General features: G+C 45.4%; 29 protein-coding genes. 3 read left to right on the forward strand and 26 right to left on the reverse strand.

All coding sequences use genetic code 11. The features are described from left to right. Positions 1-119 precede the first annotated feature (119 nt). The 4 genes from folK to folE are packed head-to-tail and all read right to left on the reverse strand — an operon-like array spanning position 120 to position 2377. Positions 120-605, reverse strand: coding sequence for a 2-amino-4-hydroxy-6-hydroxymethyldihydropteridine diphosphokinase (gene folK / locus E7L17_RS13930; protein ID WP_316323739.1), 486 nt, complete (start codon positions 603-605; stop codon positions 120-122). After that, on the reverse strand, positions 602-973 hold the full coding sequence (folB, locus tag E7L17_RS13935) for a dihydroneopterin aldolase (protein WP_316323740.1): 372 nt from the start codon (positions 971-973) through the stop codon (positions 602-604). Before folB ends, folK begins: the two co-directional genes overlap by 4 nt. Further along, positions 966-1814, reverse strand: a complete 849-nt coding sequence (folP, locus tag E7L17_RS13940; protein ID WP_316323741.1) for a dihydropteroate synthase — start codon at positions 1812-1814, stop codon at positions 966-968. The genes folB and folP overlap by 8 nt, the downstream gene beginning before the upstream one ends. Next, complete coding sequence (folE, locus tag E7L17_RS13945) at positions 1811-2377, reverse strand: GTP cyclohydrolase I FolE (RefSeq protein ID WP_316323742.1); 567 nt, start codon at positions 2375-2377, stop codon at positions 1811-1813. The genes folP and folE overlap by 4 nt, the downstream gene beginning before the upstream one ends. A gap of 277 nt (positions 2378-2654) precedes the next feature. On the opposite strand from folE, the gene E7L17_RS13950 reads away from it, so the two are divergent. Together E7L17_RS13950 and E7L17_RS13955 are read left to right on the forward strand one after the other, a co-directional pair. Then, positions 2655-3515 (forward strand): radical SAM protein, encoded by an 861-nt coding sequence (locus E7L17_RS13950; protein ID WP_316323743.1) that lies wholly within the window; start codon positions 2655-2657, stop codon positions 3513-3515. A 72-nt stretch (positions 3516-3587) separates the two neighbouring features. Beyond that, positions 3588-4154, forward strand: a complete 567-nt coding sequence (locus E7L17_RS13955; RefSeq protein ID WP_316323744.1) for a hypothetical protein — start codon at positions 3588-3590, stop codon at positions 4152-4154. A 126-nt stretch (positions 4155-4280) separates the two neighbouring features. Here E7L17_RS13955 and E7L17_RS13960 read toward each other — a convergent pair whose 3' ends face one another. The 8 genes from E7L17_RS13960 to polA form a co-directional block, all read right to left on the reverse strand. Further along, complete coding sequence (locus E7L17_RS13960) at positions 4281-5726, reverse strand: NCS2 family permease (protein WP_316323745.1); 1446 nt, start codon at positions 5724-5726, stop codon at positions 4281-4283. A gap of 309 nt (positions 5727-6035) precedes the next feature. Next, a complete protein-coding gene (gene gdhA / locus E7L17_RS13965; protein WP_316323746.1) occupies positions 6036-7388 on the reverse strand; it encodes an NADP-specific glutamate dehydrogenase in 1353 nt (450 codons plus the stop codon). Between the two features lie 351 nt (positions 7389-7739). After that, positions 7740-9509 carry a phosphoenolpyruvate carboxykinase (GTP) gene (locus E7L17_RS13970; protein WP_316323747.1) on the reverse strand — a complete coding sequence of 590 codons (1770 nt, stop codon included), beginning with the start codon at positions 9507-9509 and terminating at the stop codon, positions 7740-7742. A gap of 184 nt (positions 9510-9693) precedes the next feature. Continuing rightward, positions 9694-10725 carry a tRNA (adenosine(37)-N6)-threonylcarbamoyltransferase complex transferase subunit TsaD gene (gene tsaD, locus E7L17_RS13975; RefSeq protein ID WP_316323748.1) on the reverse strand — a complete coding sequence of 344 codons (1032 nt, stop codon included), beginning with the start codon at positions 10723-10725 and terminating at the stop codon, positions 9694-9696. Next, positions 10722-11450: a flavodoxin family protein gene (locus E7L17_RS13980; protein WP_316323749.1), complete on the reverse strand. Its 729-nt coding sequence runs from the start codon at positions 11448-11450 to the stop codon at positions 10722-10724. Before E7L17_RS13980 ends, tsaD begins: the two co-directional genes overlap by 4 nt. A gap of 13 nt (positions 11451-11463) precedes the next feature. Further along, positions 11464-11922, reverse strand: coding sequence for a ribosomal protein S18-alanine N-acetyltransferase (gene rimI, locus E7L17_RS13985; protein ID WP_316323750.1), 459 nt, complete (start codon positions 11920-11922; stop codon positions 11464-11466). Then, positions 11906-12331, reverse strand: a complete 426-nt coding sequence (locus tag E7L17_RS13990) for a low molecular weight phosphatase family protein (RefSeq protein WP_316323751.1) — start codon at positions 12329-12331, stop codon at positions 11906-11908. Before E7L17_RS13990 ends, rimI begins: the two co-directional genes overlap by 17 nt. 46 nt (positions 12332-12377) lie before the next feature. Further along, entirely contained in the window at positions 12378-14954 is a 2577-nt protein-coding gene (gene polA / locus E7L17_RS13995; protein ID WP_316323752.1) for a DNA polymerase I, read from the reverse strand. 246 nt (positions 14955-15200) lie between these two features. Here polA and dusB point away from each other — a divergent pair, with 246 nt between their 5' ends. Next, on the forward strand, positions 15201-16184 hold the full coding sequence (gene dusB / locus E7L17_RS14000; RefSeq protein WP_316323753.1) for a tRNA dihydrouridine synthase DusB: 984 nt from the start codon (positions 15201-15203) through the stop codon (positions 16182-16184). A 111-nt stretch (positions 16185-16295) separates the two neighbouring features. Here the strand turns inward: dusB and E7L17_RS14005 are convergent, their stop codons facing one another. The 14 genes from E7L17_RS14005 to E7L17_RS14070 form a co-directional block, all read right to left on the reverse strand. Further along, the gene (locus tag E7L17_RS14005) at positions 16296-16514 is read right to left on the reverse strand and encodes a hypothetical protein (RefSeq protein WP_316323754.1); all 219 of its coding nucleotides are present in this window, start codon (positions 16512-16514) and stop codon (positions 16296-16298) included. 45 nt (positions 16515-16559) lie between these two features. After that, positions 16560-17435, reverse strand: a complete 876-nt coding sequence (locus tag E7L17_RS14010) for a glycoside hydrolase family 25 protein (RefSeq protein ID WP_316323755.1) — start codon at positions 17433-17435, stop codon at positions 16560-16562. Beyond that, positions 17428-17559, reverse strand: a complete 132-nt coding sequence (locus E7L17_RS14015; RefSeq protein WP_316323756.1) for an XkdX family protein — start codon at positions 17557-17559, stop codon at positions 17428-17430. Before E7L17_RS14015 ends, E7L17_RS14010 begins: the two co-directional genes overlap by 8 nt. Positions 17560-17561: 2 nt before the next feature. Further along, entirely contained in the window at positions 17562-17885 is a 324-nt protein-coding gene (locus E7L17_RS14020) for a hypothetical protein (RefSeq protein ID WP_316323757.1), read from the reverse strand. Positions 17886-17887: 2 nt separating this feature from the next. Then, positions 17888-19705 (reverse strand): hypothetical protein, encoded by a 1818-nt coding sequence (locus tag E7L17_RS14025; RefSeq protein ID WP_316323758.1) that lies wholly within the window; start codon positions 19703-19705, stop codon positions 17888-17890. A 123-nt stretch (positions 19706-19828) separates the two neighbouring features. After that, positions 19829-20035 carry a hypothetical protein gene (locus E7L17_RS14030; RefSeq protein WP_316323759.1) on the reverse strand — a complete coding sequence of 69 codons (207 nt, stop codon included), beginning with the start codon at positions 20033-20035 and terminating at the stop codon, positions 19829-19831. Next, on the reverse strand, positions 20032-20265 hold the full coding sequence (locus E7L17_RS14035; protein WP_316323760.1) for a hypothetical protein: 234 nt from the start codon (positions 20263-20265) through the stop codon (positions 20032-20034). The genes E7L17_RS14030 and E7L17_RS14035 overlap by 4 nt, the downstream gene beginning before the upstream one ends. A gap of 77 nt (positions 20266-20342) precedes the next feature. Next, positions 20343-22181, reverse strand: coding sequence for a hypothetical protein (locus E7L17_RS14040; RefSeq protein WP_316323761.1), 1839 nt, complete (start codon positions 22179-22181; stop codon positions 20343-20345). After that, complete coding sequence (locus tag E7L17_RS14045; RefSeq protein ID WP_316323762.1) at positions 22168-22536, reverse strand: hypothetical protein; 369 nt, start codon at positions 22534-22536, stop codon at positions 22168-22170. The genes E7L17_RS14040 and E7L17_RS14045 overlap by 14 nt, the downstream gene beginning before the upstream one ends. Continuing rightward, on the reverse strand, positions 22529-23092 hold the full coding sequence (locus E7L17_RS14050; protein ID WP_316323763.1) for a putative phage tail protein: 564 nt from the start codon (positions 23090-23092) through the stop codon (positions 22529-22531). The genes E7L17_RS14045 and E7L17_RS14050 overlap by 8 nt, the downstream gene beginning before the upstream one ends. Further along, a complete protein-coding gene (locus tag E7L17_RS14055; RefSeq protein ID WP_316323764.1) occupies positions 23092-24171 on the reverse strand; it encodes a baseplate J/gp47 family protein in 1080 nt (359 codons plus the stop codon). The genes E7L17_RS14050 and E7L17_RS14055 overlap by 1 nt, the downstream gene beginning before the upstream one ends. Then, positions 24164-24553 carry a DUF2634 domain-containing protein gene (locus tag E7L17_RS14060; protein ID WP_316323765.1) on the reverse strand — a complete coding sequence of 130 codons (390 nt, stop codon included), beginning with the start codon at positions 24551-24553 and terminating at the stop codon, positions 24164-24166. Before E7L17_RS14060 ends, E7L17_RS14055 begins: the two co-directional genes overlap by 8 nt. After that, entirely contained in the window at positions 24550-24789 is a 240-nt protein-coding gene (locus E7L17_RS14065; RefSeq protein WP_316323766.1) for a hypothetical protein, read from the reverse strand. The genes E7L17_RS14060 and E7L17_RS14065 overlap by 4 nt, the downstream gene beginning before the upstream one ends. Positions 24790-24793: 4 nt before the next feature. After that, positions 24794-25732: a hypothetical protein gene (locus E7L17_RS14070; RefSeq protein ID WP_316323767.1), complete on the reverse strand. Its 939-nt coding sequence runs from the start codon at positions 25730-25732 to the stop codon at positions 24794-24796. Positions 25733-25737: the final 5 nt, after the last annotated feature.

Consider the following 25737-nt stretch of genomic DNA (forward strand, 5'->3'; position numbering starts at 1 on the left):
AACGCCTTTCGGCTTTCCGTGTCGTGCGCCGTTCTCTGTGGCGCTTGACTATAATACCAAACCATTCACTTAATGTCAATGCTTTTTTTAAAGTTTTTTTGATTTTTTTCAAAAAACTTTCAATTTGCCTGAAAAAGACGCACTTCTGAGAAGTCTATTTCGCGAAAAGAGTCGGAAAAATCCAGCCCCAGAGCCATTTTCTCTGGAAAGAGGTCTGAAAGGGGCTGTAACACAAAAGCACGGGTTAAAATGCCCGGATGCGGCAAACGAAGTTCTTCTTCGCGTAAATTCGTGTCTTCATATAAAAGTAAATCCAAATCTATTATACGTGAACCATGAAATTCACGCCGTTCACGACCAAGCCCTGCCTCTATACCAAGGCATGCTCCGAGCAGCGCATGGGGAGATAGCTCTGTGAGAAGTAGCGCACAAGCATTGAGGTAATCGTTTTGGGCACTTAGCACCTCTACCGGCGCAGTTTCATAAAACCGTGAGGTAGCAATCACAGTTGTACCCGGCAGGTTTTTCAGCGCTTGAAGTGCATGTGAAATATTCTCTACCCGGTTTCCCAAGTTTGAGCCCAACCCTATCACTGCTTTTTTCAATGGAAATCACTTCGCTTTCTATTTATAAGAACTGCTGTGTAATCAAAATCCGCTTGGATGGGGGCCTCTGGTTTCTTTAGCAGAACCTCTAGCTCCATTACCTGCGGAAAATCTTGAAAAAGCTGTTCGGCAATCCGCTGGGCAACCCGCTCCAGTAAATCATACGATTGCTCCTTCATAACACGTACGGTTGTTTTTAAAATTTTTGCATAGCTAACCGTATCATCAATACAGTCGCTCGAACACGCCGCAGACAAATCGACCGAAGCGGTCACATCTACTTCAAAGTTTTGGCCGTCTCTTTTTTCTTCTGCATTGACACCATGATATGCAAAAACACGCAAACCCTTTACAATGATTTTATCCATAATTCAATCCTCCCTCTTTTGCGCTCAGAACGGCATAGGCTACCTGTGCCGCTTGTACTGCCTCCCGAACATCGTGTACACGCAGAAGCTGCGCCCCGCCGGCCTGTGCAATTGTATGCGCCGCTAGCGTGCCGGGTAACCGCTCCTGAGCGGGTGGGTTACCGCCACTTTTGCCAATGACCCCTTTGCGTGAAGCCGCCATAAGAAAAGCACAGCCCTTTATTCGGGTTGCCTCAACGTTTGCCATGAGGCGCAAATTCTCTTCATATGTTTTGCCAAAGCCAATACCGGGGTCAAAGCAGATTCGTTCTGGGTCGATCCCGATCTCTTGCGCGTACCGTAGCTTGTCCTCAAAGAAACGCCGCACACGGATTAGAATATCCTCTGCGGGGTCTTCCTCTAACACATGGCCATTGTGCATGATAATGCAGCCACATGTACTCCCTTGCACCGCTGGGAACATTGCGGGGTCTGTAAAGCCGTTTACATCATTAATCACATCAGCACCCGCAGAGAGCGCCAAAGAGGCCACCTGCGGGTAAAAGGTATCTACAGAAACAGGAATACGCAGCCGCCCAGCCAATGCCTTTAGAACCGGCTCAATGCGTCCCCACTCCTCCTCTGCAGGAATCGCGGTAAACCCGGGGCGGGTAGACTGCCCACCAATATCTATCATTCCGGCTCCCTGTTCCTGCATTGCTAGCGCATTTGCCACAGCGTTCTCCGGTTCAAAGCTTCTGCCGCCATCTGAAAAGGAATCGGGTGTTACATTTAATATGCCCATAATACAGGCAGGCCCATTCAGTTGCAGGAAATATTTTCCCGCGCGAAACCCGCTCATCGATGACCACCTAATAGAACCATTACTTCACTGCGGGTTTTCGCCTCTGTACGCATTGCGCCACGCAGTGCAGAGGTTTGTGTTGTTGCCCCGGCCGCACGTATTCCACGCATGGTCATACAAAGATGCTCTGCCTCCGCGACAACCGCCACACCATACGGCTTCATATTATCGTATAAAAAGTCGGCAATCTGAGCGGTCAGGCGCTCCTGCACCTGGGGGCGAGAGGCGAAGGTCTTTACGATACGTGCGAATTTAGAAAGACCAATGATTCGGCCATCCTTTGGAATATATGCAATGTGCACCTTACCAATAAAGGGAATTAAATGGTGCTCACAAACAGAATACAGCGGGATGTCTCGTACCAAAACCAGCTCACCATGCTGCTGTGGCTCGTGAAAAATCTTTAAATGGTCCATGGGGTCTTCTTCTAACCCAGAAAAAATCTCTGCATACATTTTAGCTACACGGTCCGGTGTTTCTAGCAGACCCTCACGCTCAGGATTTTCTCCCACTGCCAGCAGCAGCTCAGTTACCGCTGCGCGAATTCTCTCTTGATCCATATTAAAAAGCCTCCTAACCTTTATTTTTCCATTGGGGCAACATCCCCACGCAATTCTTCCAAATGAATGTAAAATATCAAGCATTGTGTTCATTCCCGGTGTGTTTACAGACATAAGGCAGGTAAAATCGCCAAAAATAACGTGTGTGCTTTTCTTGACAAGCGAATCATGCTACAATTTAGTAATAGCATACCGAAAACAACGTTAATATGCAATAGATTCCCGCACGCGAAAAAAATAACAAATTGCGTGCAATAACAAGGAGGAAATAAATTACATGCATTATGAAGGTACCATTTTTCGCCCGCCGTCAGAAGCTGACAGCCTGCTCGTACAGGTAACGGTAGGCTGCTCGTGGAATAAATGCACATTCTGCGACATGTATTCGGAGAAGCAATTCCGAGTGCGCAATATGGACGAAATTAAAGCAGACTTAGTAGAGGGTTCCCGCTATCGCAGTCAAATTCGCCGCATCTTTTTGTGCGACGGTGATGCGCTGGTGCTGAAAACGCCAATGCTGCTTGAAATATTAGAAACTATTCGTGAACTGTACCCTGATTTGGATGCTGTTCGTGTTTATGCTTCTGCTAAAGATATTCTGCGCAAAAGTCACGAAGAATTGTGTCAGCTGCATGAGGCAGGCCTTGAGATGGTGTACATTGGTCTGGAATCTGGAAGCGACAAGGTTTTAACCGAAGTAAATAAGGGAATTACAAAGCAAGAAATGATTGCTGCGGCAAATGCTGCCTCAAAAGCAGGGCTTCGCCTTTCTGTCAGTATTATTTCAGGGCTTGGCGGGCAGGCGGATTCACGCGAACACATCCTCGAAACAGCGGATGCTCTCAACAAGATGCAGCCAGATTATGTTGGTATGCTGGTTCTGCATGCTGGGAACGACACTGACATGTTCCGTAAAATAGCGGAAGGTACCTTCCGATTGCCCAGCGCAACCCAGGTACTCGAGGAAATGAAGCTACTGATTGAGAATCTAGATTTGAAGCACTGCTACTACACAAGCGCGCACGCTTCCAACTATATTGATGTACGTGGCCGCTTACCAGAAGATAAGGATGCGATGCTTCGCAACATCGCACGACTTACGGAATTGGTTCGTAAAAGAGAGGGCGCTCATAATTAACCCCTCTCCCATTACCGCCCAAGAAGCTGCGTTGCTTTTGGGCGGTAATATTATAAATGAAGGGATTATGGAATGACCACCATTTGTCACACTTTAAAGGAATGTATTCAAGAGAAATCGTTGGTGGAACTTTACACCAATGGAGACGACGAGTTTTCAGTCGGGCTACCTCTCTATATGGATGATAAAGGGATTGTAGTGTTTAATGTAGACCCCCAAGGAAGAATGGACGGCTACTCTTACTACGACTTGTCTTCCATTCATATATTAAATACCGATACCGCTTACCTACAAAAACTAAATCATTACCAAAATTTTTGGGCCGATAACAAAGACTGCATGGGCACAAACGTATTATTACCAAGCTTTACTTATGATTCTACCGAGCCACTATTATTAGAGGTTTTAAGAAAGCAACAAAACGAGAATCGTATTGTTGCAATTGAAACCTGTTGTGCAGATAATTTGTATACCGGCTTTCTGATTCAGCTAACCGAGAAAACAATCGTATTAAATACGATTGATATGGAAAATGCAAAAGCGTTAGAGAAGATTCTCATCCATTCAAAAGACATTGTATTCGCCGAGTTTAACAGCATCGATAATCTTTTGCTGGAATCTGCTTTTCGAACCTTATAAGTAATAAACCAAACTAATGCTACATTAAATTCGTGATATAACGGAAAAACCGCCTTCGGGAAAAATCCCAAGGCGGTTTTTTCTGTATAAAACCTCAAGCTAACTAAAAAGGACGAACAAACGAAATTAACTAATTTTTGCAAGGATTACGAAGTTCAGAACGAACAGAATGGTCGAAATCCATAGAATGGGATGAACCTCTTTGGCCTTGCCTTTTACTACCTTAATGATGCAGTAGAACAGGAAGCCCGCAGCGATACCATAAGAAATGCTGTAGCACAGTGCCATGAAGATACCGGCGAAGAACCCGGGAATCGCATCTTCCATGTCTTCCCACTGAATGTCGCGAAAAGAGCTAAGCATCATGATACCAACGATAATCAAAGATGGGGCGATAGCCGCATCGGGAATTGCACTAACGAGGGGAGCAAAGAATGCGCTAAGAATGAACATAGCCGCAGTGACCACACTGGTTAGACCAGTACGTCCGCCTGCGCCGATACCGGCGGCACTCTCCACATAGGTTGTGGTATTCGAGGTACCAATAATCGCACCAATGGAGGTTGCGGTTGCATCTGCAAACAGCGCTCTTTCCATTTTGGAATTAAAGCTTCTGTTCTCCGACAGGTTGTCCTGCTCGTTGTCAGTGAAAATACCAGCTTTACGACCTGTACCAATAAACGTGCCAATTGTATCGAACATATCAGACAAGCTGAATGCAAAAATCGTCATTAATACAAGGGGAAGCTTTGAAGCATCCGAAAATAGAGACTGCATACCAGGGTTGCCGAAAGCGGCACCAAAGGTCTCTGGCAGTTGGTTTACTGCATCTGTAAAGCTAATGGAATTACTCATCGTGGTAAGGCCCAGCGGAATACCAAGAATAGCGGTAACCATAATGCCTAGCAGAATGGCACCCTTTACGTTGCGAATGATTAAAATAACCGTAAAGATAATACCAAACAGTGCCAAAAGAACTGACGGGGAGTTAAACTGAACAATTGCAGGAACAATGCTGGAGTTCGCTACAACCGTGCCACTGTCTAACACAATGTTCTGACCGGGATCAGAGGTAAACGAAAGAAGACCGCACTTCTTGATACCAATATAAGCAATAAAAACACCGATACCACCGCCAATTGCGTGCTGCAGCATGGGGGGAATTGCATCAATAATCATTCTGCGAATTTTTGTTACAGTAATTACGATGTTGAGAAGACCGCATAGAAAAACCATTGCAAGTGCTTCTTGCCATTTAAAGCCCAAACCGAAACAAACGGTAAAAACAAAAAATGCGTTGAGTCCCATTCCGGGAGCTTGTGCATAGGGTACGTTGGCAAACAGACCCATAACGAGGGTACCGATTACCGAAGCAATAATGGTTGCCAGAAACACTGCGCCCCAAGGCATTCCAGTTTGCGAAAGCATGCTCGGGTTTACCATAATAATGTATACCATGGTAAAGAAAGTTGTTATACCAGCCATGGCCTCGGTCTTAACGTTGGTCTTTTGACCCTTCAGGTCAAAAAAATCCCCCTTCGGGTGAAACGTACTCTGTTTGTTTTCCGCCATTCCGTTCATTCCTCCTGAAATAAAGTAAGAAGCCTATTTCACGGCTTCTTAGGGTATTTTGCCTATCTCTTAGGACTTGAATCAACAATCCTAAGTATAGAGAATTCTCCATTCAAAATCAAGTGTGTGAATCGACAAATTTTTGGTTTTGGAAACAGTTTATTCATAACTTTTTTAAGAATTTTACATATTTTTCTCTTTTTTCTAAAATTCTTCGTTTTATGATTGCCACAATTTGGCTCTGTTTATACAAAAAAGAGGGTTTGTTCTTGTGAACAAACCCTCTTCTATCCCTGCAAAGGAGAATGCTTAGTATGCAATTCCCTGCCATTTCATCGCTTCAGCAACCTTTAAAAAGCCTGCAATATTTGCACCAATTACCAAATCACCCTTATGGCCATATTCTTCGGAAGCCTGATACGCGTTATGGAAGATGTTCGCCATAATCTGCTTGAGCTTCTCATCTACCTCTTCAAAACTCCAGGAGTAACGCATGGAATTCTGGCACATTTCTAAGCTGCTTACTGCAACACCGCCTGCATTGGAGGCTTTTCCGGGGGAGTACAAAGTCTGATTAGAGCGGAACACTTCGATCGCTTCTGGAGTACATGGCATGTTCGCGCCCTCTCCAACAATAATAACTCCATTGTCTACAAGCTGCTGTGCTTGCTTCTCATTAATCTCGTTTTGTGTGGCGCAGGGCAGAGCAATATCGCATTTTACACTCCAAATTCCACCGCAGCCGGGAGTATATACCGCTCCGGGAACACGCTCGGCATATGATTTGATTCTGCCTCGTTCCACTTCTTTGATTTGTTTTACGACCGCCAAATCAATTCCCTTTTCATCATAAATATAGCCGTCGGAATCCGACATAGCAACTACCTTTGCACCCAGCTGTGTTGCTTTTTCACTGGCATAAATCGCAACATTACCCGAACCGGAGACCACCGCGATTTTACCTTCAAAAGAATCTTGCTTTATGTAGGACAGCATCTCCTGTGCAAAATAGCAAAGCCCATAACCGGTTGCCTCTTTACGAACCCATGAACCACCAGAGTAGAGTGATTTTCCGGTGAAGGTACCGGTAAATTCGTTACTAAGCCGTTTATACTGGCCAAACATATATCCAATCTCCCGGGCGCCTGTTCCAATATCGCCTGCGGGCACGTCAGTATCTGCACCAATGTGTTTGGTAAGCTCAGTGGTAAAACTTTGGCAAAAACGCATTACTTCACCATCGCTCTTGTCTCTTGAGTTAAAATCGGCTCCACCCTTTGCACCACCGATTGGCAAACCGGTCAAAGAATTTTTGAAGGTCTGCTCAAACCCAAGAAATTTTAATATGGAGGCGTTCACACTGGGGTGCAAACGAATACCACCTTTATAAGGGCCAATTGCCGAGTTATACTGAACACGCCAGCCTCGGTTCACCTGCACTTCACCTTTATCATCCACCCAAGACACGCGGAACTGAATCATCCGTTCTGGCTCCACAAGCCTTTCTATAATACCCGCCGCTACAAGATCCGGTCGTTTTTCCACTACGGATTCTAGGGATTCCAGAACTTCCCTCACCGCCTGAAGGAATTCCGGTTCTCCTGCATTGCGCTGGCATACAGTTTCATACACGGACAAAAGATATTGATTTTGAAAAGACATGTGGTTACCTCCTATAAGTAATTACTCTGATTATACCCCCTCGTCTGAATTATATCAATACTCAAACTGCATTTTATTGATTAATTTTGATATTTTTAGTATTTTTAATGATTATATATGATGATGTATGAATTATTTTGTAACTTAAATTTCAAATTCAAACCCTTGAATAATAATAATCAACTATTTTTACTTATCCAAGTTCTCTTTTACGCCATTGCTGAATTGCAAAACTGAGCGAACCATACTCCCGAATATAAAAAAGAACGATTCCATGAAAGGAACCGTTCTTTTATTAGATAAATGAAATGAGTGAAAAACAGAATGGTATCCGCAATACCAATTAAAATCTTATTCTACGCGCCCTTTGAGCTTATCGAGCTCCTCATGCAGTTCTTTCGGCAGCTTATCGCCAAACTTATGATAGAACTCTTCAATTCCCTCGGCTTCCTTCGCCCACTGTGCTTTGTCAACCTGCAAGATGCTGCGCAGTGTTTCTAAGGAGATTTCATCCTCAAGCCCGGCAATATCAATATCTTCTGCCTTGGGTACAAAGCCAATGGGTGTTTCCACTGCATCTGCTCGGCCTTCCACGCGTGCAATAATCCAATCCAGCACGCGCATATTGTCACCGAAACCGGGCCACAGGAAATGACCTTCATCGTCAAGGCGGAACCAGTTAACATTGAAAATCTTGGGTGCTTTTTCGCCCAAGGTTTTGCCCATATCAATCCAGTGACCGAAATAGTCACCCATATGGTAGCCGCAGAACGGCAGCATTGCCATGGGGTCGCGGCGTACAACACCAACAGCACCGGCAGCGGCAGCCGTTGTTTCAGAAGCCATAATTGAACCTACGAACACGCCGTTATCCCAATCGCGAGACTGGTATACAAGCGGGGTAGTTTGTGCGCGGCGGCCGCCGAAAATAATAGCGGAAATCGGCACACCTTCGCCCTTATCAAACTCGGGGCTAATGCACGGGCAATTTTCAGCAGGTGCAGTAAAGCGGCTGTTGGGGTGAGCACCCTTCTCATCAGAGGTGGTGCCGTCCCAAGGCTGGCCTTTCCAGTTCAATGCGTTCTTAGGCGGGTTTTTATCAAGGCCCTCCCACCAAACGGTATTATCATCTAAATTATGAACTACGTTGGTAAAGATGGTACCCTTTTTCGTAGACTCCAGAGCATTGAAGTTGGATTTTGCATTGGTGCCGGGAGCTACGCCGAAAAATCCGTTCTCCGGGTTAATGGCATACAGTCTGCCGTCTTCTCCGGGGCGCATCCAAGCGATGTCGTCGCCAACTGTCCAAATTTTATAGCCCTTATTACGGTAACCCTCCGGCGGGATAAGCATAGCCAGATTGGTTTTACCGCAGGCGGACGGGAACGCAGCCGTAACGTAAGTTACTTTGCCTTCCGGGTTTTCAATACCCAGAATGAGCATATGCTCTGCCATCCAGCCCTGTTCGCGGCCAAGATTAGAAGCAATACGAAGTGCAAAGCACTTTTTGCCGAGCAGAACGTTTCCGCCGTAACCGGAGTTTACGGAAATAATGGTGTTATCTTCTGGGAAGTGGCATATGTAGCGCTTTTCTTGGTCAATTTGGCACTTGCAATGCAGGCCGCGAACCCACTCAGGATTATCGCCTAAAACATCCCAAACTGCCTGACCAACACGAGTCATAATTGCCATATTGAGAACAACGTAAATCGAATCGGTGAGCTCCACGCCAATTTTTGCAAGAGGGGAACCAACCGGACCCATGGAGTAGGGAATTACATACATTGTGCGGCCTTTGTAGCTATCTTTCGCAATGTCATAAAGCATATCGTAAGCTTTTTGGGGCTCCATCCAGTTATTGGTAGGGCCTGCATCCTCTTCATTACGAGAGCAAATAAAAGTACGATCTTCCACACGTGCAACGTCATTTACTGCTGTTCTGTGCAGGTAGCAGCCCGGCAGCTTCTCTTGGTTCAATTGAATCAGCTCGCCAGTTGAGCAAGCCTCAGCTCTCAATTGCTCAAGCTGCTGCTCTGAGCCATCAATCCAAACGATCTGATCAGGGCTGACAAGAGCTTTCATTTCTTCGATCCAGTTCAATACCGTTTTGTTGTTTGTCATTCCAGTTCTCCTTCCGGCTTGTTAGCCAAATAACGATAACTCTGTTCTCATTATAATCGATATGAAGACAGGAATCAATTCATATTTGTCAATTGTCAACCAAAAATGAGTATAAATATCTGTTAAATTCATTTAGAGAATCACGAAAAGAACACTGAACTACATACCCCTACAATATAACTGATTATCTTACAAATTCATTCGGGAAATCGGATTGTATGTCCATACTGGCAACCGCATTTAAATTTAGCCCGGCTCGCTTGCCCGCCTGGAACTCGTAGAACCCCTGTGATGCCACCATGGCAGCGTTATCCCCGCACAGTGAAAGCTCTGGGCGATAAAACTCCCAGCCATTTTCATGGCAAAGGGCTTCTAATTCGCGCCGAAGCAGTGCATTTGCCGAAACACCGCCCGCTATTACCAGCTTCTTCTCCCCAGTTTCACGCATGGCTGCCGTTACATTACGTACGAGGCAATCGACCACAGCGCGGCGAAATGAGGCAGCTAAATCCGCTCGTGGAAGTTCTTCCCCTTTTTGAGTTGATTTGTGAATTAAGTTAATCACCGCCGTTTTCAGGCCGGAAAAACTAAAGTCAAACGGTGAGCCGTCCACAGAAGGATGCGGCAAAGAAAAAGCATTGGGGTCGCCAAACTCAGCCTCTTTGTCTAAAAACACGCCGCCCGGGTAAGGCAAGCCCATGGCACGAGCCGCTTTATCAAACGCTTCTCCTGCGGCATCATCCCGTGTGCAGCCAAGCACATGAAACTGTGTATAATCTGCAACATGAACAATATGTGTGTGTCCGCCGGAAACCACCAAGCACAAAAAGGGAGGCTTGAGCTCCGTATTCGTCAGGTAATTTGCCGCGACGTGCGAACGAAGGTGATGCACCGGCACCAAAGGCACTCCTGAGGCATAGCTGAGACCCTTTGCATAGTTTACACCCACCAAAAGTGCGCCAATTAACCCCGGTGCAGCAGTAACTGCAATGGCATCCAATTCCTTTAAGGTTATGTTTGCTTCATCCAACGCCTGCTGCACCACACCTACAATCGCCTCCGCATGGCGGCGCGACGCTATTTCGGGTACAACACCGCCATATTGGCGATGCTCCAGCACCTGCGATGCGATTACAGACGATAATACACAGCGGCCGTCTTCCACTACGGATGCCGCAGTTTCATCGCACGAGCTTTCGATTCCTAGCAACTTCATTTTTGTTTCCCCTTTATTTGATTCCACGGCGTTCCGCCATGCTCCCAGCCTTGTTCTGCCCAATACATGCGGTCTGCGGGATTATTGGCAAACCCAAACACAGACTGTCTCATGATATAAAACATGCCTTTAGTTCGAATGGATGGTGCAGAATCCTTTTTAATACTCTTATATAGCCGCTCCGCTGCTCGCTTCAACGAGTGTTCCGCCTTGATACGGCGGGATTCCTTCATGTCTTTAAAACCTGCCGCCCAAAAGGTAATTCCACAGCGGTAGATATGACTGATTCCCCAAAAAGAAAGGGAACGGGCAATTCCATTCATTGCATACTTTGTTCCTGCGCCCGCTGTAGTAGAAACGATTAGAGCACTTTTACTGAACATTTCCCTTCTTGGGCGGTGAGCCATAAAGAAATAACCAAAATGATCCAGCATATTTTTCATTGGAGCAGCCATTTCCATTACATACACCGGTGATGAAAAAATCACACCATCCGCTTCGAGCATTGCATGCTTTATCGGCTCCGTATATTCGTGGTGCGGGCATTTCTCTTCTGCTTTTTCAAAACAAGTAAAGCATCCAGTACAAAAATGTGGCAAGTCTTTTGGCAGATAAAATTCGGTGAATTCCGCTTGCCCCAAAGCAGCCAAGCGTTCTTTGACAATTTGAACTGCATCGTACGTGTTCTTTTTGCGAGGGCTACCGTACACGATACAATATTTCATTGGGATCCTTCTTTCAAATAAACACTTTGGTCATAATCAGGCCGTCTTCCTTCGGCTGCTCATATAGTCCCTTGCGAACACCGACCTCTTGAAAACCACAAGCGTGATACAAACGAATCGCTTCCTGATTTGTAACACGCACTTCCAGCGAGAGGGTGGCAGCTCCACGACTAATTGCAGAGCGTTCTAATGCCTGCAATAAAAGCCTCCCTGCCCCATGCCGGCGACAGTTTGGGTCTACCGCTACGTTGGTGATATACGCTTCATCTACAATAACATGCATTCCAGCATAGCCAATGGTTTGCCCCTTGTACTCCGCCACCTGAAAGCAGGCGGTCGGCTCTGAGAGCTCTGCCGCAAGCCCCTCCCGTGACCAAGGAATGGAGAAGCAGAGCCGCTCCAATGAAGCTAGTGCATCCAAATGGCGTTCCTGCATAGAAACAATGTGTAAGCCCTCAATGCTCCAGCTCATACAACAGTTCCTCTAGTGCTTTTCGTATTTGGTCACAGCTGGCACGGTAAATTTCGATACTCCCACCGTATGGGTCGCCCACACCGCCGCCCAGTACCTTGATTCTTTCCCGCGGAACACCGGCTGCTTGAAGTGCCCCGGCATGGTTCTGCATCATCACCACAAACAAATCTGCGGTTTGCAGCATCTCCTGCGTTACAGGTTTTGCACGGTGAGAAGAAAGCTCCACCCCAAGCTCGCGGCATACTGCCACGGCATTTTCTGCGGCAGGTTCTCCCGCATTTGCAAACAGCCCGGCACTACTGCAGGTAATATCGGTTATGCCGCGTTCCAAAAGCATTTTGCGGAACAACCCCTCTGCCATTGGGCTACGGCAGGTATTGCCCGTACAGATAAAGACTATTTTCATTATCACTTACCTCTTTCCTTTTGGGACGAGCGGGTATACGTACAAATTATTCTTTCGCATCGTACCATGTTTTCCCGATCTTTGCTTCTGCAAGCATCGATACGGAGAGCGAAACTGCATTTTGCATTTCCTCCGTGAGCAGTTTTGCAGCTGCCTCTGCTTCTTCCTCCGGCGCTTCCACAATCAGTTCATCGTGTACCTGCAAAATCAGCTTTGCCTGCATATTTTCTTCCCGCAGTCGGTTTGCAACACGAATCATTGCAATCTTAATAATATCTGCCGCTGTCCCCTGAATAGGCATGTTCATGGCAACACGCTCACCAAACGAGCGCAGATTAAAATTGCTGCTTGTCAGCTCCGGCAGATAGCGACGGCGGCCAAATAATGTTTCGGCATACCCACGTTCTTTTGCCAGCTCTACCACGCGGTTCATATACCGCTGAACCCCATCGTAATGCGCTAAATACGCTTTAATATAATCGTCGGCTTCCTTTCGGGTAACACCAATGTCTTTGGATAGTGAAAAAGCACCAATACCATAAACGATTCCAAAGTTGACTGCCTTGGCACGGCTACGCATAATGGGGGTTACCATTTCTTCTGGCATACGGAATACTTGGGCAGCAGTGATGCGGTGAATATCCGCACCCTCTCCAAAGCCCTCAATCATATTCTTATCGTCTGCCACATGCGCCAGCACCCGAAGTTCAATCTGCGAATAGTCCGCATCCACCAGAACCCAACCCGGCCTTGCTGTGAAAAAGCGGCGAAGCTCACGCCCCTGCTCCGTGCGAACGGGAATATTCTGCAGGTTTGGCTCAGTGGAGCTTATGCGTCCGGTTCGTGTTTCTGTTTGGTTAAAGCGTGAGTGAATGCGGCCATCCGCTCCAATCACCTTGAGCAAGCCGTCGCAGTAGGTGGATTTTAGCTTGGTCAAACCGCGGTACTCCAAAATCATTTCGACTGCCGGGTGCTCATAGCGCAGCCCCTCTAAGACCTCTGCATTGGTGGAATAACCGCTTTTCGTTTTTTTACCGGTTTGAAGCCCCAGCTTTTCAAAGAGCGCCTGCCCAAGCTGCTTGGGCGAATTTAGATTAAATTCGTAGCCCACCTGCTCATAAATTTGGCTTTGGATTTCATCAATTCGCACTTGAAGGCCTTTGCCGTACGCTTCGATTCCTGCGGCATCAACCGCTACGCCCACCGTCTCCATTTGGGCGAGTACCTTAGCAAGCGGAAGCTCGATGTCCCTAAGCAGCTCCATTTGCCCATTTTTCTCGATTTCCTGCGTTAGGCAGTCCACCAAGCCTGGCAATATCGCTGCTCTGGCAGCATCCGGGTATTCCTCGTTGGCACTGGGCAACGCTACCTCATATTCTGCTGCAAGTCGTTCCTCACTGTATTCGGAGGAGGAAGGATTGAGCAGATACGCCGCAAGCACGGTATCCATACCCAAGTTTTGCACTTCAACTCCCATTTGTGACAGCGCAGCATAAAAAGGCTTGCTGTTGTGTATATTTTTTACAATTTTTGAATCACCACACAAAGCACGCAGAAAGGCTTTTTCCGGCTTTAGAACATAGACCGTACCATCTATGGGCAAAAGAAGAATGGTGATTTCGTCATTGGCATAGACTGCCGTTATATCAGCTCTCCCACGCTCTTGCAATGGGATTAGCAACCCGGCTCCATCCTCCAGTGCTTTCACCGGTAGAGCCTTCGTGGTTTTATTTTCAGGAGTGTCCTGAGAGGCTGCATCCAGCCCCAGCTTTGGGATAAGAGAAAACAGCTCGAGTTTTGCCATCAGGCGGGCAGCAGCAGCTTTATCGCCTGACTGCATGCGGTAGGTTTCGAGCTTTGTTTCAATCGGAACATCCGTGCAAATTGTACCCAGCCTGCGGCTAAGGAACGCGTTCTCTTTCCCCTCACGCAGCTTTTTGCGGACACCATCCTTGATTTCAATCGATTCAAGATGCTCATAAATATAATCAATGTCATGAAAATTACGGATTAACTCTCCTGCACCCTTGGGGCCAATACCAGCCACGCCGGGGATATTGTCGGAGCTGTCACCTTGAAGCGCCTTTAACTCAATCATCTGAGGCGGTGTCACGCCGTATTCCTCTAAAATCTTTGCAGCATCGTAAACCGTAACCTGCGGCTGACCGAATTTGGTTGCCGCAAGGCGCACAGTTACCCCATCACCGACTAATTGCAGACTGTCACGGTCACCGGTGGCGATGACACACTCAGCGCCTTGCTCGCGGCTAGCCTTGGCAAGTGTACCAAGAATATCGTCGGCTTCAAAGCCCGGCTGCTCCACCAACGGGTAGCCAAGCAGGCTCAATAACTCCTTAAGTGCCGGCATTTGCTGTGCCAGCTCTTCCGGCATCCCCTTGCGCTGCGCTTTGTAACCATCGTACTCCAAGTGGCGAAAGGTAGGTTCCCTGCGGTCAAACGCAATCGCAACCGCATCCGGCTGGGTTTCATCCCATATTTTTTTCAGCATGGTTAAGAACCCGTAAATACCATTGGTAAAGTGACCGTCCTTGGTGGTAAGCAGCTTAATTCCGTAAAACGCACGGTTTAATATGCTGTTTCCATCCAGCACCAGTAATCTCATTCTTTTTCTCCATTCTTCCGCATTGCGCGAAGCGGCGCTCTCTCTGATTCATTCTGTAAAAAGGGGCATTCTTTTTTATCCGCACTTTTTGCATTCGCCGCAAGGTGGTTTTTATTACATTTATTATAACATCTTCCTGTGAAAAAATTAAGTGCTTTTCGCCCCGGATTGTGGTATATTAATAAGAACCTTACGCCGCTAATGGCTGTAAGAATCGTGAACTTTTGTCGGAAAGGATTTTATTCATTGAAACTGGGTTCTTATCTCATTGAAAACCGAGCCGCGCTCGCGCCAATGGCTGGTATTACCGATGCTTCGTACCGCCAGCTATGCGTGGATTTTGGAGCAGGGTATGTTGTAACCGAAATGGTGAGCGCGCAAGGATTAACGTATAAAAACTATAAGACGAACCAACTCATGAAGCTCTCAGACACTGAGCGCCCTGCGGCGATACAGCTTTTTGGGGATGAACCGGATTATTTGGCTCGCGGAGCGGAAATCGCGATGAATTTTTCGCCCGATGCCATTGATATTAATATGGGCTGCCCTGCACCCAAGGTGTGCGGCACCAGTGGCAGAGGGCACGGAAGCGGCAGTGCGCTGATGAAAAATCCGGAGCTTTGCGGCAAGATTGTTGCGGCAGTAAAATCGGCAGTAAATGTACCGGTAACCGTAAAAATTCGCAAGGGCTGGGATAAAAATAGCATCAATGCCGTGGAGGTTGCGCAAATTTGCGAGGCAGCGGGCGCGGATGCCATTGCCATCCACGGAAGAACCCGTGAGCAAATGTACCAGCCAAGCGCAGATTGGGAGAGCATTGCCGCTGTAAAGCAGGCGGTACGCATTCCGGTGATTGGCAACGGCGATATTACCGATGCAAAAAGTGCCGCTCTTATGCTGGAGCAAACCGGATGCGATATGATAATGGTCGGCCGTGCCGCTCTGGGAAACCCGTGGATATTCCGAGAGATTCACGCTTACCTTTCTACTGGAGTGCTTTTACCGCCCCCTACCTTAAATGAGCGAATGCTCGTTATGCTTCGCCATGTACAAGCTATGTGTGAGGATAAAGGAGAGGATCGCGCCTTGCGCGAGGCTCGAAAGCATGCCGGCTGGTATTTAAAGGGATTACCTAACGCAGCGGCATTTCGCCGTGAGGCCGGTCAGCTTACCGTATTCCACGACATTGAGCTGCTCGCGCAGAAGGTGCTTTCCACTGCTTCCAATTAAATCTTACTTTTCTATGTATATAAAAAGACCCTCAACCGCAGAAATGAATCTGGGTTGAGGGTCTTTTTCCATCCTTTGTTTCAAGAGAGCTTTCGGCTCCGTTTGCAAATGCTATTCTGTTTTGTCTTCCCCTGAGGCCGCCTGGCCGTCCACATATCCCTCGCCGGCGATATAGGCAATCACCGCGCCGAGCGACAAAATCACACCGCTCACCTGCTGTGTGGTGTTTGCATCTGCCCCGAACAAAGCCAGTACACCCACAATAAATGCGGCTACCGCAAGCCAGAATTTACGCGATGTCAGCTTCTGTGCCCAATTGATTTTATCCATTTTTACCCCTCTCTCTGCCGGGCGAATTTAAGAAACCATATTTCTTTACAGTACGGTAAAGTTACACGGTACGGTCTGTCCACCCGACGTGACCATAATATGTCCATGCCTTGCCACTGGTTCCAACGGCAGGCCTTTTACGTCGATAAGCCATCCACGGCCTTTGGAATCCAACCGAGGCTCCGAGGCCAAAATAACATCTCGCCCCGTAGTGCTCACCGTAGGTTTTTCTTTGCAGTGGGCGAGCACCGTATACATTTCGCCAGCCGCCATGCTTTTGCTGGAGGTATCCAGCGTAAGACCAACGATTTCCGGAACAGAACCATTAGAAAAATCCTTGTAACAAAGATTGAGATCTACTCTCCCGGAAATTCCCGGCAAGCTGCCGTCACTGGAATATTGCCACATATCGTATTCACCGGGGTAGGTCACCTTGGTGCTGTACTGCGCCAGCCAGAACGAATAACCGACAAGCTGCGATATATTCAGGCGATTCACTGCCCAATCCTTGTTTGCGTACACTCCGGCGGGAAAGCCTGCCGCAGTAATTCTCTCACAGAAGCGCAAACAGATGGCAGTTGCCATCTGTTTGCTGATTCCGCCGCGCTTGGTTTTGTAGCCGTCGGCATCTTCCATATCAATGTACACAGGGTAGGTGGGCTTTAGACCCTTCAGTAGTCGCAAGGCATGCGCCGCCTCGCTATCGGCTTCCTTTACCGTCATGGCATAACTGTATAGATACACACCCCACGGGATGCCTATTCGGTTGCACTCAGCTACATTTCGCGCCCACTGCTTGTCATCCTGACTGGGCATATCACTGCCATACCCGCAGCGCAGGATGGCAAAATCGATGTTACCCTTTAGCTTGTCCCAGTCAACGCAACCGTTGGCGTTGCTCACGTCGATGCCTTTAAGCATGATAATCTTCCATCGTAATCTCTTTATACTGCTGAGCGGTAATCCAGCCTTTGCCAATTGCTCGACTAAGCATCGCTTTATTTAGTTTATCGCTGTCATATAGTCTTTTAAGTGTTTCAAACATTATTATCCCTCCAAACTTGATATAACTAAATTATCCACAGCGGCCTGTAAATCTGTAATTTGCTCATTCCGGCTCTGTTCTTCTACTTTAGCCTGTGACGCCTGCGCCTGCTCTGTAAGAATTGTGTTGATGTGGTTTTGCGCACTCTCAACGATAGTAGTACCTGGGTGAGGGCAATTGCTCTGCGTCTGCAAAATCCAATCTTTTCCGTTTTCATCGAGGATGATGTACACATCGTCGGTAGCGGTAATGTTTAGCGCTGCCATTGCCTTGTCTGCGGGGCAAGTGTTAATAGGGGATTCTTTGTCCCAAATTCGAAAATCCATTCTTAAATTTCCTCCTTAAATTTTATCCATTGTGTGCCGTCACCATAGTAGGATTCGTAATTATGATATTTGCCATTTTTATATAAAAAGGCATCTAAAAAATTAATAAACAAATTATCATCTTTTGTTCTAAGGATCTCAGTGCTGTATTTGGGCCAAGTTGAGTTCAAAATAGCGATAGAATCTTCACGCAACACATCATTTTCTAAATAAAATTTTTCAATCTTATTTGAAGCAAGTCCATATATAACTTGGTTATTATCCGACCAGAGTCTTGATAATGCAGGAGATTGTGGAACTGAATTTGGGAACATAAGTATCTCTTTTGAAATCAAATTAAGTTTACAAACTCGTGTTGAATAAACAGAGTCTTTTTGCCCATAAACAGTAAAGTAGAGGTCATTGTTTAATAAGATACCGTTGGTTAAATTCAAACTTATATTAGCACGACCATTTAAATAATCTGTAATATCTGAAGATAAAGAGTATGACACTTCCGTGTAAATATTTAGAATTGCATTATATACAATTCCATTTATAACCATATTTGTTTTATCAAAAGTTAAAATATAAATCATATTGTTAAGAACTATTCTACAAAAATATGATACATACTTTATATCTGGCAGGGTTGAAATAGTGGACAGCGTTTTTGTTTGTAAATTATATAGGAAAGATTCAGGTGTTCGCCCCCCATTGGGAGATCTTTCCCAATATTGTGATGTGAATTTGAATCCACCATGCCAAAAGGTAGCATTATCTATTACCCCCGATATATATGGAGCTATAAATGCATTTGATGGAAATCCAATAGTGTATTTTTCTTTTTTTAAAGTCTCTCCCTCAAAATCAATGTAATACAATGTATTATCATACACATTCTTATATTTATATTCACCACTCGACATTCCAGTAAACGTTGTTACATGTGGAGGTATAACGATTTTTTTATCTTGTAAATGATTAATTCTGTTGTTCCAGATTTGTATTCCCATGCTAGCATTTTGATTAGAAATGTTATTAGTACTGTCACTCTTTAAAAAATGGACTACACTATTAGTTAATGTTGTAAAATTCAATTTAGATAGGTTGTAACTTACAACTGCTGGTGATTCAGTGGAATCTAAAGCATAACTAATATAATAAAGGTCATCATCTTTTCTGAAGCCGATACCAATATCGCCCACTCCAGACATTTGAATCTGAGAATCAAAATAACCTCGCATTTGAAAACTGTATTTGTTTACTAGCGCTTTTACGGGAATTTTTATGGGTGTCTTAATCCATATACCGTTTTTGCTAGTTGGTTCTTTTGGCTGGCAAAAGACGTTATATGATTCATTGCCAGCCGACTTAAAAAAAGCTGTGCTATCACCCTCTACTCCGTCTACATTAATTAAGACTGAAGATAAAGTTACGGTGATGGCAGTATTTGGCTCCCAAGAATCAATGTCTATACTTGTACGCTGTAATGTTCTAAGGGCATAGCTTTTTAGAACTCCATTAATCACAATGCAATCCCACGCTTTTCCGTCTGGTTTTGTTGCAGGGTAAAACGTAACTTGACACCCCTCAGTAAAAACAAAATCAGGGATAGTTAACCACCATGTGCTGTTAGGTACATTTGTGTCAGCCACTGTTTCTGTAGCCACCCATACAGCATTATTACCATTCGCCTTTTTGTTCCACACCTCCCGTTCTTTTTCTGTAACATGGCTTGTGGTGTCGTTGCCGTGCGCGTTGATATCGCTGATTTTCTGGTTAAATAGATTTCGGTTTACCGCGTCCGAGCCTTGAAATATACTTGTAATATCCGGCAATTCTCTTTCTCCTTTCAAATATAAAATAAATTTAAGTAATTAAATGGACAATGACGTAACCAAATACATCATTGTCCTATCACCCCTTATTTAGAACAGCTTATTACGACTGCTCCGTATCACTCACTTTTGGTCTTCTGCCTCTTTGTCATTTTCATCTGGCAAATCTTCACCGTTTGGCTCTTCACCAGCGATTGCTTTGCTTAGGGCTAAGTATTGGTCCTTCGTGAGCCTGCCAGCGGCAAAGAACACATCTAATTTCTCCTGCAAGTCTACTGTAAGCCCATTTTGAATGAGCATTTGGCATAAATCGTAAACAAAAGTCATCATTTATTACCCCCTAATTTCTCTAGCTCTTTTTCGTACTCCATTTGTAAAAGCCCCTGTGTCAGTGTTAGGGTGGAGTCTTGTAGGGATTTATTGCTGGCTGACATAGACTCAATGGTTTCTGTCAGAGTCTTGTTTTGTTCTTTTAGCAATGAGTTTTCGCTTTCCAAATTTTTTATGATTTCATTTTGAACTTTGAATTTCTCATTGATATCGTCATATAGACACGGCATTTTTGTTTACCTCCTTTTTAATTTTTATTAATCTATAATCGTAAAGCGTAAGCATACTTTTGTTTACGATTAATTCTCTACAAAATTGGAATATAAGAAATTTCAATTTTTGAGTACAGATAGATAGAAATTGTATTAGTAGCCAATCGCACAGCAAAATCGGTGTCTTGTGGAAAATTACTATTTTCCACATATAGACCACCAGAACTGCGTCCTCTTGATGTTGTAAAAGTGTTACCATCAATAAATATATATTGGCTTGTTGACGAGGGAACACTCACACCATATGCGTTATTGTGCATAATCACTCTGACAAGTAGAGTTCGTCCGTTTCGAATAACTTGTCCTTTTGATGTCCAACTACCTCCACTCCAGATATATGTTTGTTTTAACGGACTAGTATACAAAGCATTTAGAGCCAAAGCACTAGTGTTTACAATTTTGATAGCTGTACTTGAAGCTGCAACAGCAGTCATTGCTGTTGAAGATGCAGCAATCGCAGTCATTGCTGTTGAAGATACAGCAATCGCATTCATTGCTGTTGAGGATGCTGCAACAGCGATCATATCTGAATACGAGCTTGCATCTAGTCCAGCACAACCTACAGCAAATTTACCTATGGCAATATTAGAATTACTTATTGCATTCATAGCAACGGTAGAATTAATACAGGCATTCCTTGCCGTTGAGGATGCTGCAATCGCATTCATTGCCGTTGAGGATGCTGCAACAGCGTTCATTGCAGTTGAAGATGCTGCGACAGCGTTCATTGCAGTTGAAGATGCAGCAATCGCGGTCATAGCAGTTGAAGATGCAGCAATAGATTTCATTGCCGTACTGCTATTGGCAATTGCTTTCATCGCATTCGCATTGTTTACAAACTTTGCAATTGTCTCCTTAACCACGACCATTTTGCTTAGAATCGGGTTCAATGTAACCAAAATACCGTTTACAGTATCCTCAGTTTGTTTTACTTCTTGTTCCGCCGTGTTGCCTTCGATTATCTTAGGCAAATTTGTACGAATACTGCTGATGTTCCCTTGAATTGTTTGCAGGGATGCAGTACCTTTTGATAAATCATCAATGGCAACTAAAAGCGTATTAATCGCAATTGTACTTTTTGCAATCTCTCCCATGGCAACCGTACTGTTTAAAATGGCGTCCATTGCAATGCTGCTTCGAATTGCAGAGTACATCGCCGCTTGGCTGTTTGCAATAAGCTGCATTACATTCTGTTTTTGTACAGCTGCTCTCATAAAATAACGGTTGCTAATTAACGCGTGTATGGTTAAGGCATTCAAACTGTTTTGAACAACGGTTTCACTCGTGCTCTCCTGTGCAGATATTTTATCCGCAGAATACGTGCAGCTTGTTAATGCAGTAAGTGCCTGAACACTACCGCAAATGTCCGTCATCGCTTCGTTATTGGCTATGATTTCATCAATCGTATTTAGCGTTGGCAAGACGCTCGAGGTTAAATGAAAGGTTGAAACCAACCACTGTCCAACCTTTTCACCAGATAAGAATTTCTCTACATATCTGCTATAACCCTCTTGGAACTTGGATTCCAAAATATTAAACAAATCCGTAGTCATATTTTGCATCACAACAAAGCCATTGCCATTCGGGAATGCCTCTACTCCATAGAATGCGTTCAGCTGTTCCCCCAAAACGCCGCTGTCGTTCCATAAGCTGTCTACATTTTTTACATCTAGACGAGCATATACGTATTCGCGTATTTGCTTATGTCCATACAGCCACAGGCTTCTAAGGCAAAACTCATTCCATAGATTTTTATTCTCTTTTGCCATGATGAAGCTTTTGTTGCCAAAAACAGAAATATCGTTGATATAGTGAACATAGTTTAAGGGCTCCCTCATGTCACTATTTACTTTCATTACTTCAGCCCAACTCATGATCCGTAACCACCTCTCTAATTTTTCCGTCAGCTAAAAATTCTGTGGTTTTTTTCAGTAATATTGTATTCTCCGGTTTGCTCTTTACAATTTGCTCAATGTTGCCGTTGCCTAAAAATCTCGTAATTTCAATGGTGTCTTCCATTTCTTCTTGTATTGAGCCATCGGCAAGAATGCTGGTCATTTTCCCATCAACACAAGTACCAACACTGCCTATATTCCACTTTCTTCTCTCTTTTTCCGTTACATGCTTGGTCGTGTCATTCCCGTGTGCGTTAATATCGCTGAGTTTCTGGTTAAACAGAGTACGGGATACCCCGTCCGCTCCTTCAAATAAACTTGTAATATCAGGCAATCCACTCTCCCCTTTCTAGCTGCGTTAAGGTTAGGTTTTTTTCGTCCAGTTGGTCAAAGGTGAGCGCTTTGTCGTCTAGCTCATCCCAAGTGAGGTAAATGTAGGCGATGTCCAGTAGCAGGTTTGCCGGAATTGTCTCATAAGCCGTTGCATACAAGGGCTTTAAATCGGCAATTCGGCTCTCTCCGCGGTAGCGAACCTTTATCACAAAATCCTCTACACTAACTTCCACACTCAGCCCCATGTACGCTTCCACCATATTGCGCAGTACATTGATGTTGATGGGCGGTTTGGTCATCAACTTTGCTTTCAGTGCATCGCGCCTCGCCTGTAAGGTAGCGTTCATGGGGGAGGAGACGCCGAGCAGCTTCTCCCAGCGCCGCGCCCCCTCTTCGTCACAGGTGGAGACTGATTTGTTTTTCACCATCCTCCGCACCTGCTCGGACAAAGCATCCATTTGTATATTTACGACTCCGGCAATCGCGTCGATTTCTACAACATCCTGCAGTCGGTCGATTAAATAGCCTTTAAAATCGTTCTTGTGGTCGTAAAACATCAGCCGGTCACCTCGCTCACTGTGATCGCCCCCATTACCGGAACCTGATACGCTGAGAAGGATTTTTCCAAGGATAAGTTTGCACTTTCCCCGTTTAGCGTCACCGTTCCAACATCCACTACGCTTTCATGCGAATTTAATATGTTCGCCACCAGCTTTGCGTAAAAAACCGTTTCTTCCGCAAAACCGATGCTGCCAACGTAATCGCTGATGGCTTTTTCCACAGAAGCTTTTACAAGGGCTAAGTTCGTACCACGCCGCAACCGCACTTGCGCTGCAACCTCAACCGGCAAATCTACGGAGGTACCCACCGTTACGGTGTGCCCAATGGGAGCAATGCCGTCACCGTTTGTCCCCATTACCGATTGCACCTTATCCACAAGAGTCTGAGTAGCGGTATTGCCCTGCTCATCGCCGATAACCAGTCCAACGCTGCCCGCTCCCATGGTTAAAGCGCCAAACACTTGCACTGTTCCTACACCGTCAATGGAGAGCGTTTTTTCTTTGTAGTCTGCAATATTACCACCATACGGCTGCTGCCGAACTGCGGTATGGAACCTTGCGCGCAGGGACTCATCGCTTTCCTGATCCCTTGCCGGAATGAGAGCAGGAGCAACCAATTGTGCAGACGCCAAACCATTGATGTTATCCACCGGCAAAATTTCGCCGCCGTACGCATTCCCCTGAATTCCGTACTTGTCGCAGATGGCCTTGTACTGCCCAACCGCAAGCTTTTCCTTTGTTGTAAAGGAAACATCCTCAATGGCAAAGCGACTGCCAAGCGGAATATCCTTTGGCGCACCGGAGGAATCAAAAGTATTGATCTGCCGTATCGCCTGTGTTGCCTGGTCACGGTCAACACCAAAGTCGGACGTAACCCGGTCAAGCCACTCCTCCTCTGCTGTATCTGCAAACAACAGGTCTGTCAAATAGGCTATCATATAAGACTGCTGCGCCAAAACAAACGCAGTGGGCGCCAGTGTGTGGTAAATGATGCTTCCCTCACGTTTGTCGATGTTATTCGGTACTTGATCAAGCATCTGTTTTAGGATTGCTTCATATTCATAAGGTTCAGCCAAGCGTTACACTCCTTTCTGTGTCAAAATCTCCAAAGATGGTATTCACTGTAAAATACACAGTCGCCACTTCACCATCAAACGTAATCTGGTAGTTTGAGATTCCCGTAATCCGGTCATCCTCACCGAGTGCTTCTTCTATGCGCCTGCGGAAGTCAGCTTGTACATATTCATGGTCTTTTCCGATTAGATCCGCAAGCTCTACCCCGTAATCATACGAAAAAATATCATATAGAAAACGCTCGGTAGAAAGAGCGAGAGTAGCCGCTTGCGCAGCAGCTTCTTTCCCGTCAATCATCCCCTGAAGGCGATTCCCGGACAACCGCCACGTTTTGGACGGGTGAAAGCTATATACGTCATCACCATAGGTTTTTAGCACACTCATTCCATCACCCCTATCACCGCAAAACGTTGGCCTCCATGCTTTTGGATTAAACTTACCCTCGACCCAATGGTTATTGTAAGGCCTTTGGGTACATCCACCATGTCAAGCGGAATCACCAGCGGGCGGTTGTCAACTTTAATATTAGAGCCACCCCATGTGCCATAAATCAAATCGCACAGTGCCTCATTTTGCAGGTACTCTTTTACTATGCTTTTAATGGCTGTATTTAAATCCATATCATCACCACACAAATTTTAATTCCAAGCTCATCGTGTGCTTGTTGTGCCCAAAATTGTGCGTTACTTGGTCTGCAACCGCCCATAGGTCAAGACCCGCTTCCGCAATTTTTATTCGGATACCGCTGCCCCCAAACACGCGGGTATCTCCCATACACTCAACCTTGAGTGACTGAGTCTCTCGGTTCTTTAGCTGCAGCAATTGATGTGCACGGGCAGCGAGCTGTGATTCATTTAGGTCGGCATCCACCTTATCAAAATATTGCAGCTTTCCCCATCGATTTACGTTGCTGTTGTCAGAAGCAACATAGGTATTGCAAATACCCGTTTTGCTATCGTCTTTGGCAACCTTAATATAGTTAAAGGTATCCTCATCGATGGAGCGTTCGTAATCAAAACCAGTTGCCATGGAACCGTCGCCAATTAAAATTGGTAACCGCAAATCCACCATATCCCGAAGTTCTATGGCACCAAACTGGTCGCGAAGCACATACCAATACCCATTGGTATAAAGGTTTTCCTGAATCGATTGATAAATCATATCCAGATGGGTCTGGTTATCAAATCGGTTTCGTGTTAATTTTACTTCGGTATTATCGACTTGCCCCATACGAATACGGTCTCCAATACCAACCGCAACCGTGTTTAAAAACTCCGTTAGGGTACTCACCGGGCGAATGATAGAGTTCTTTGCCTTTAAATACCGTAGCTGGTCGTAACAAACACAGCTATACTTTTTGGTATCCTGTTTTGTTGTAAAGAGAAATCCATAAAAAATATTTGCATTACCGTAGGTGAATACCACCGTGCTGCCATTTGGGAAAATCCCCGTTTTATAGGTAGGGTACTCAAAGCTAAACTTACTGGCTCCATTGTTCCAAGAAGATTGATGCGTTATATTCAGTGCAATGTCTGAAATATCGGTATTATTAATAAGTAGCATTTTTC

Source organism: Clostridium sp. (assembly GCF_032576335.1).
Classification (GTDB): Bacteria; Bacillota; Clostridia; order Oscillospirales; family Acutalibacteraceae; genus Faecalispora.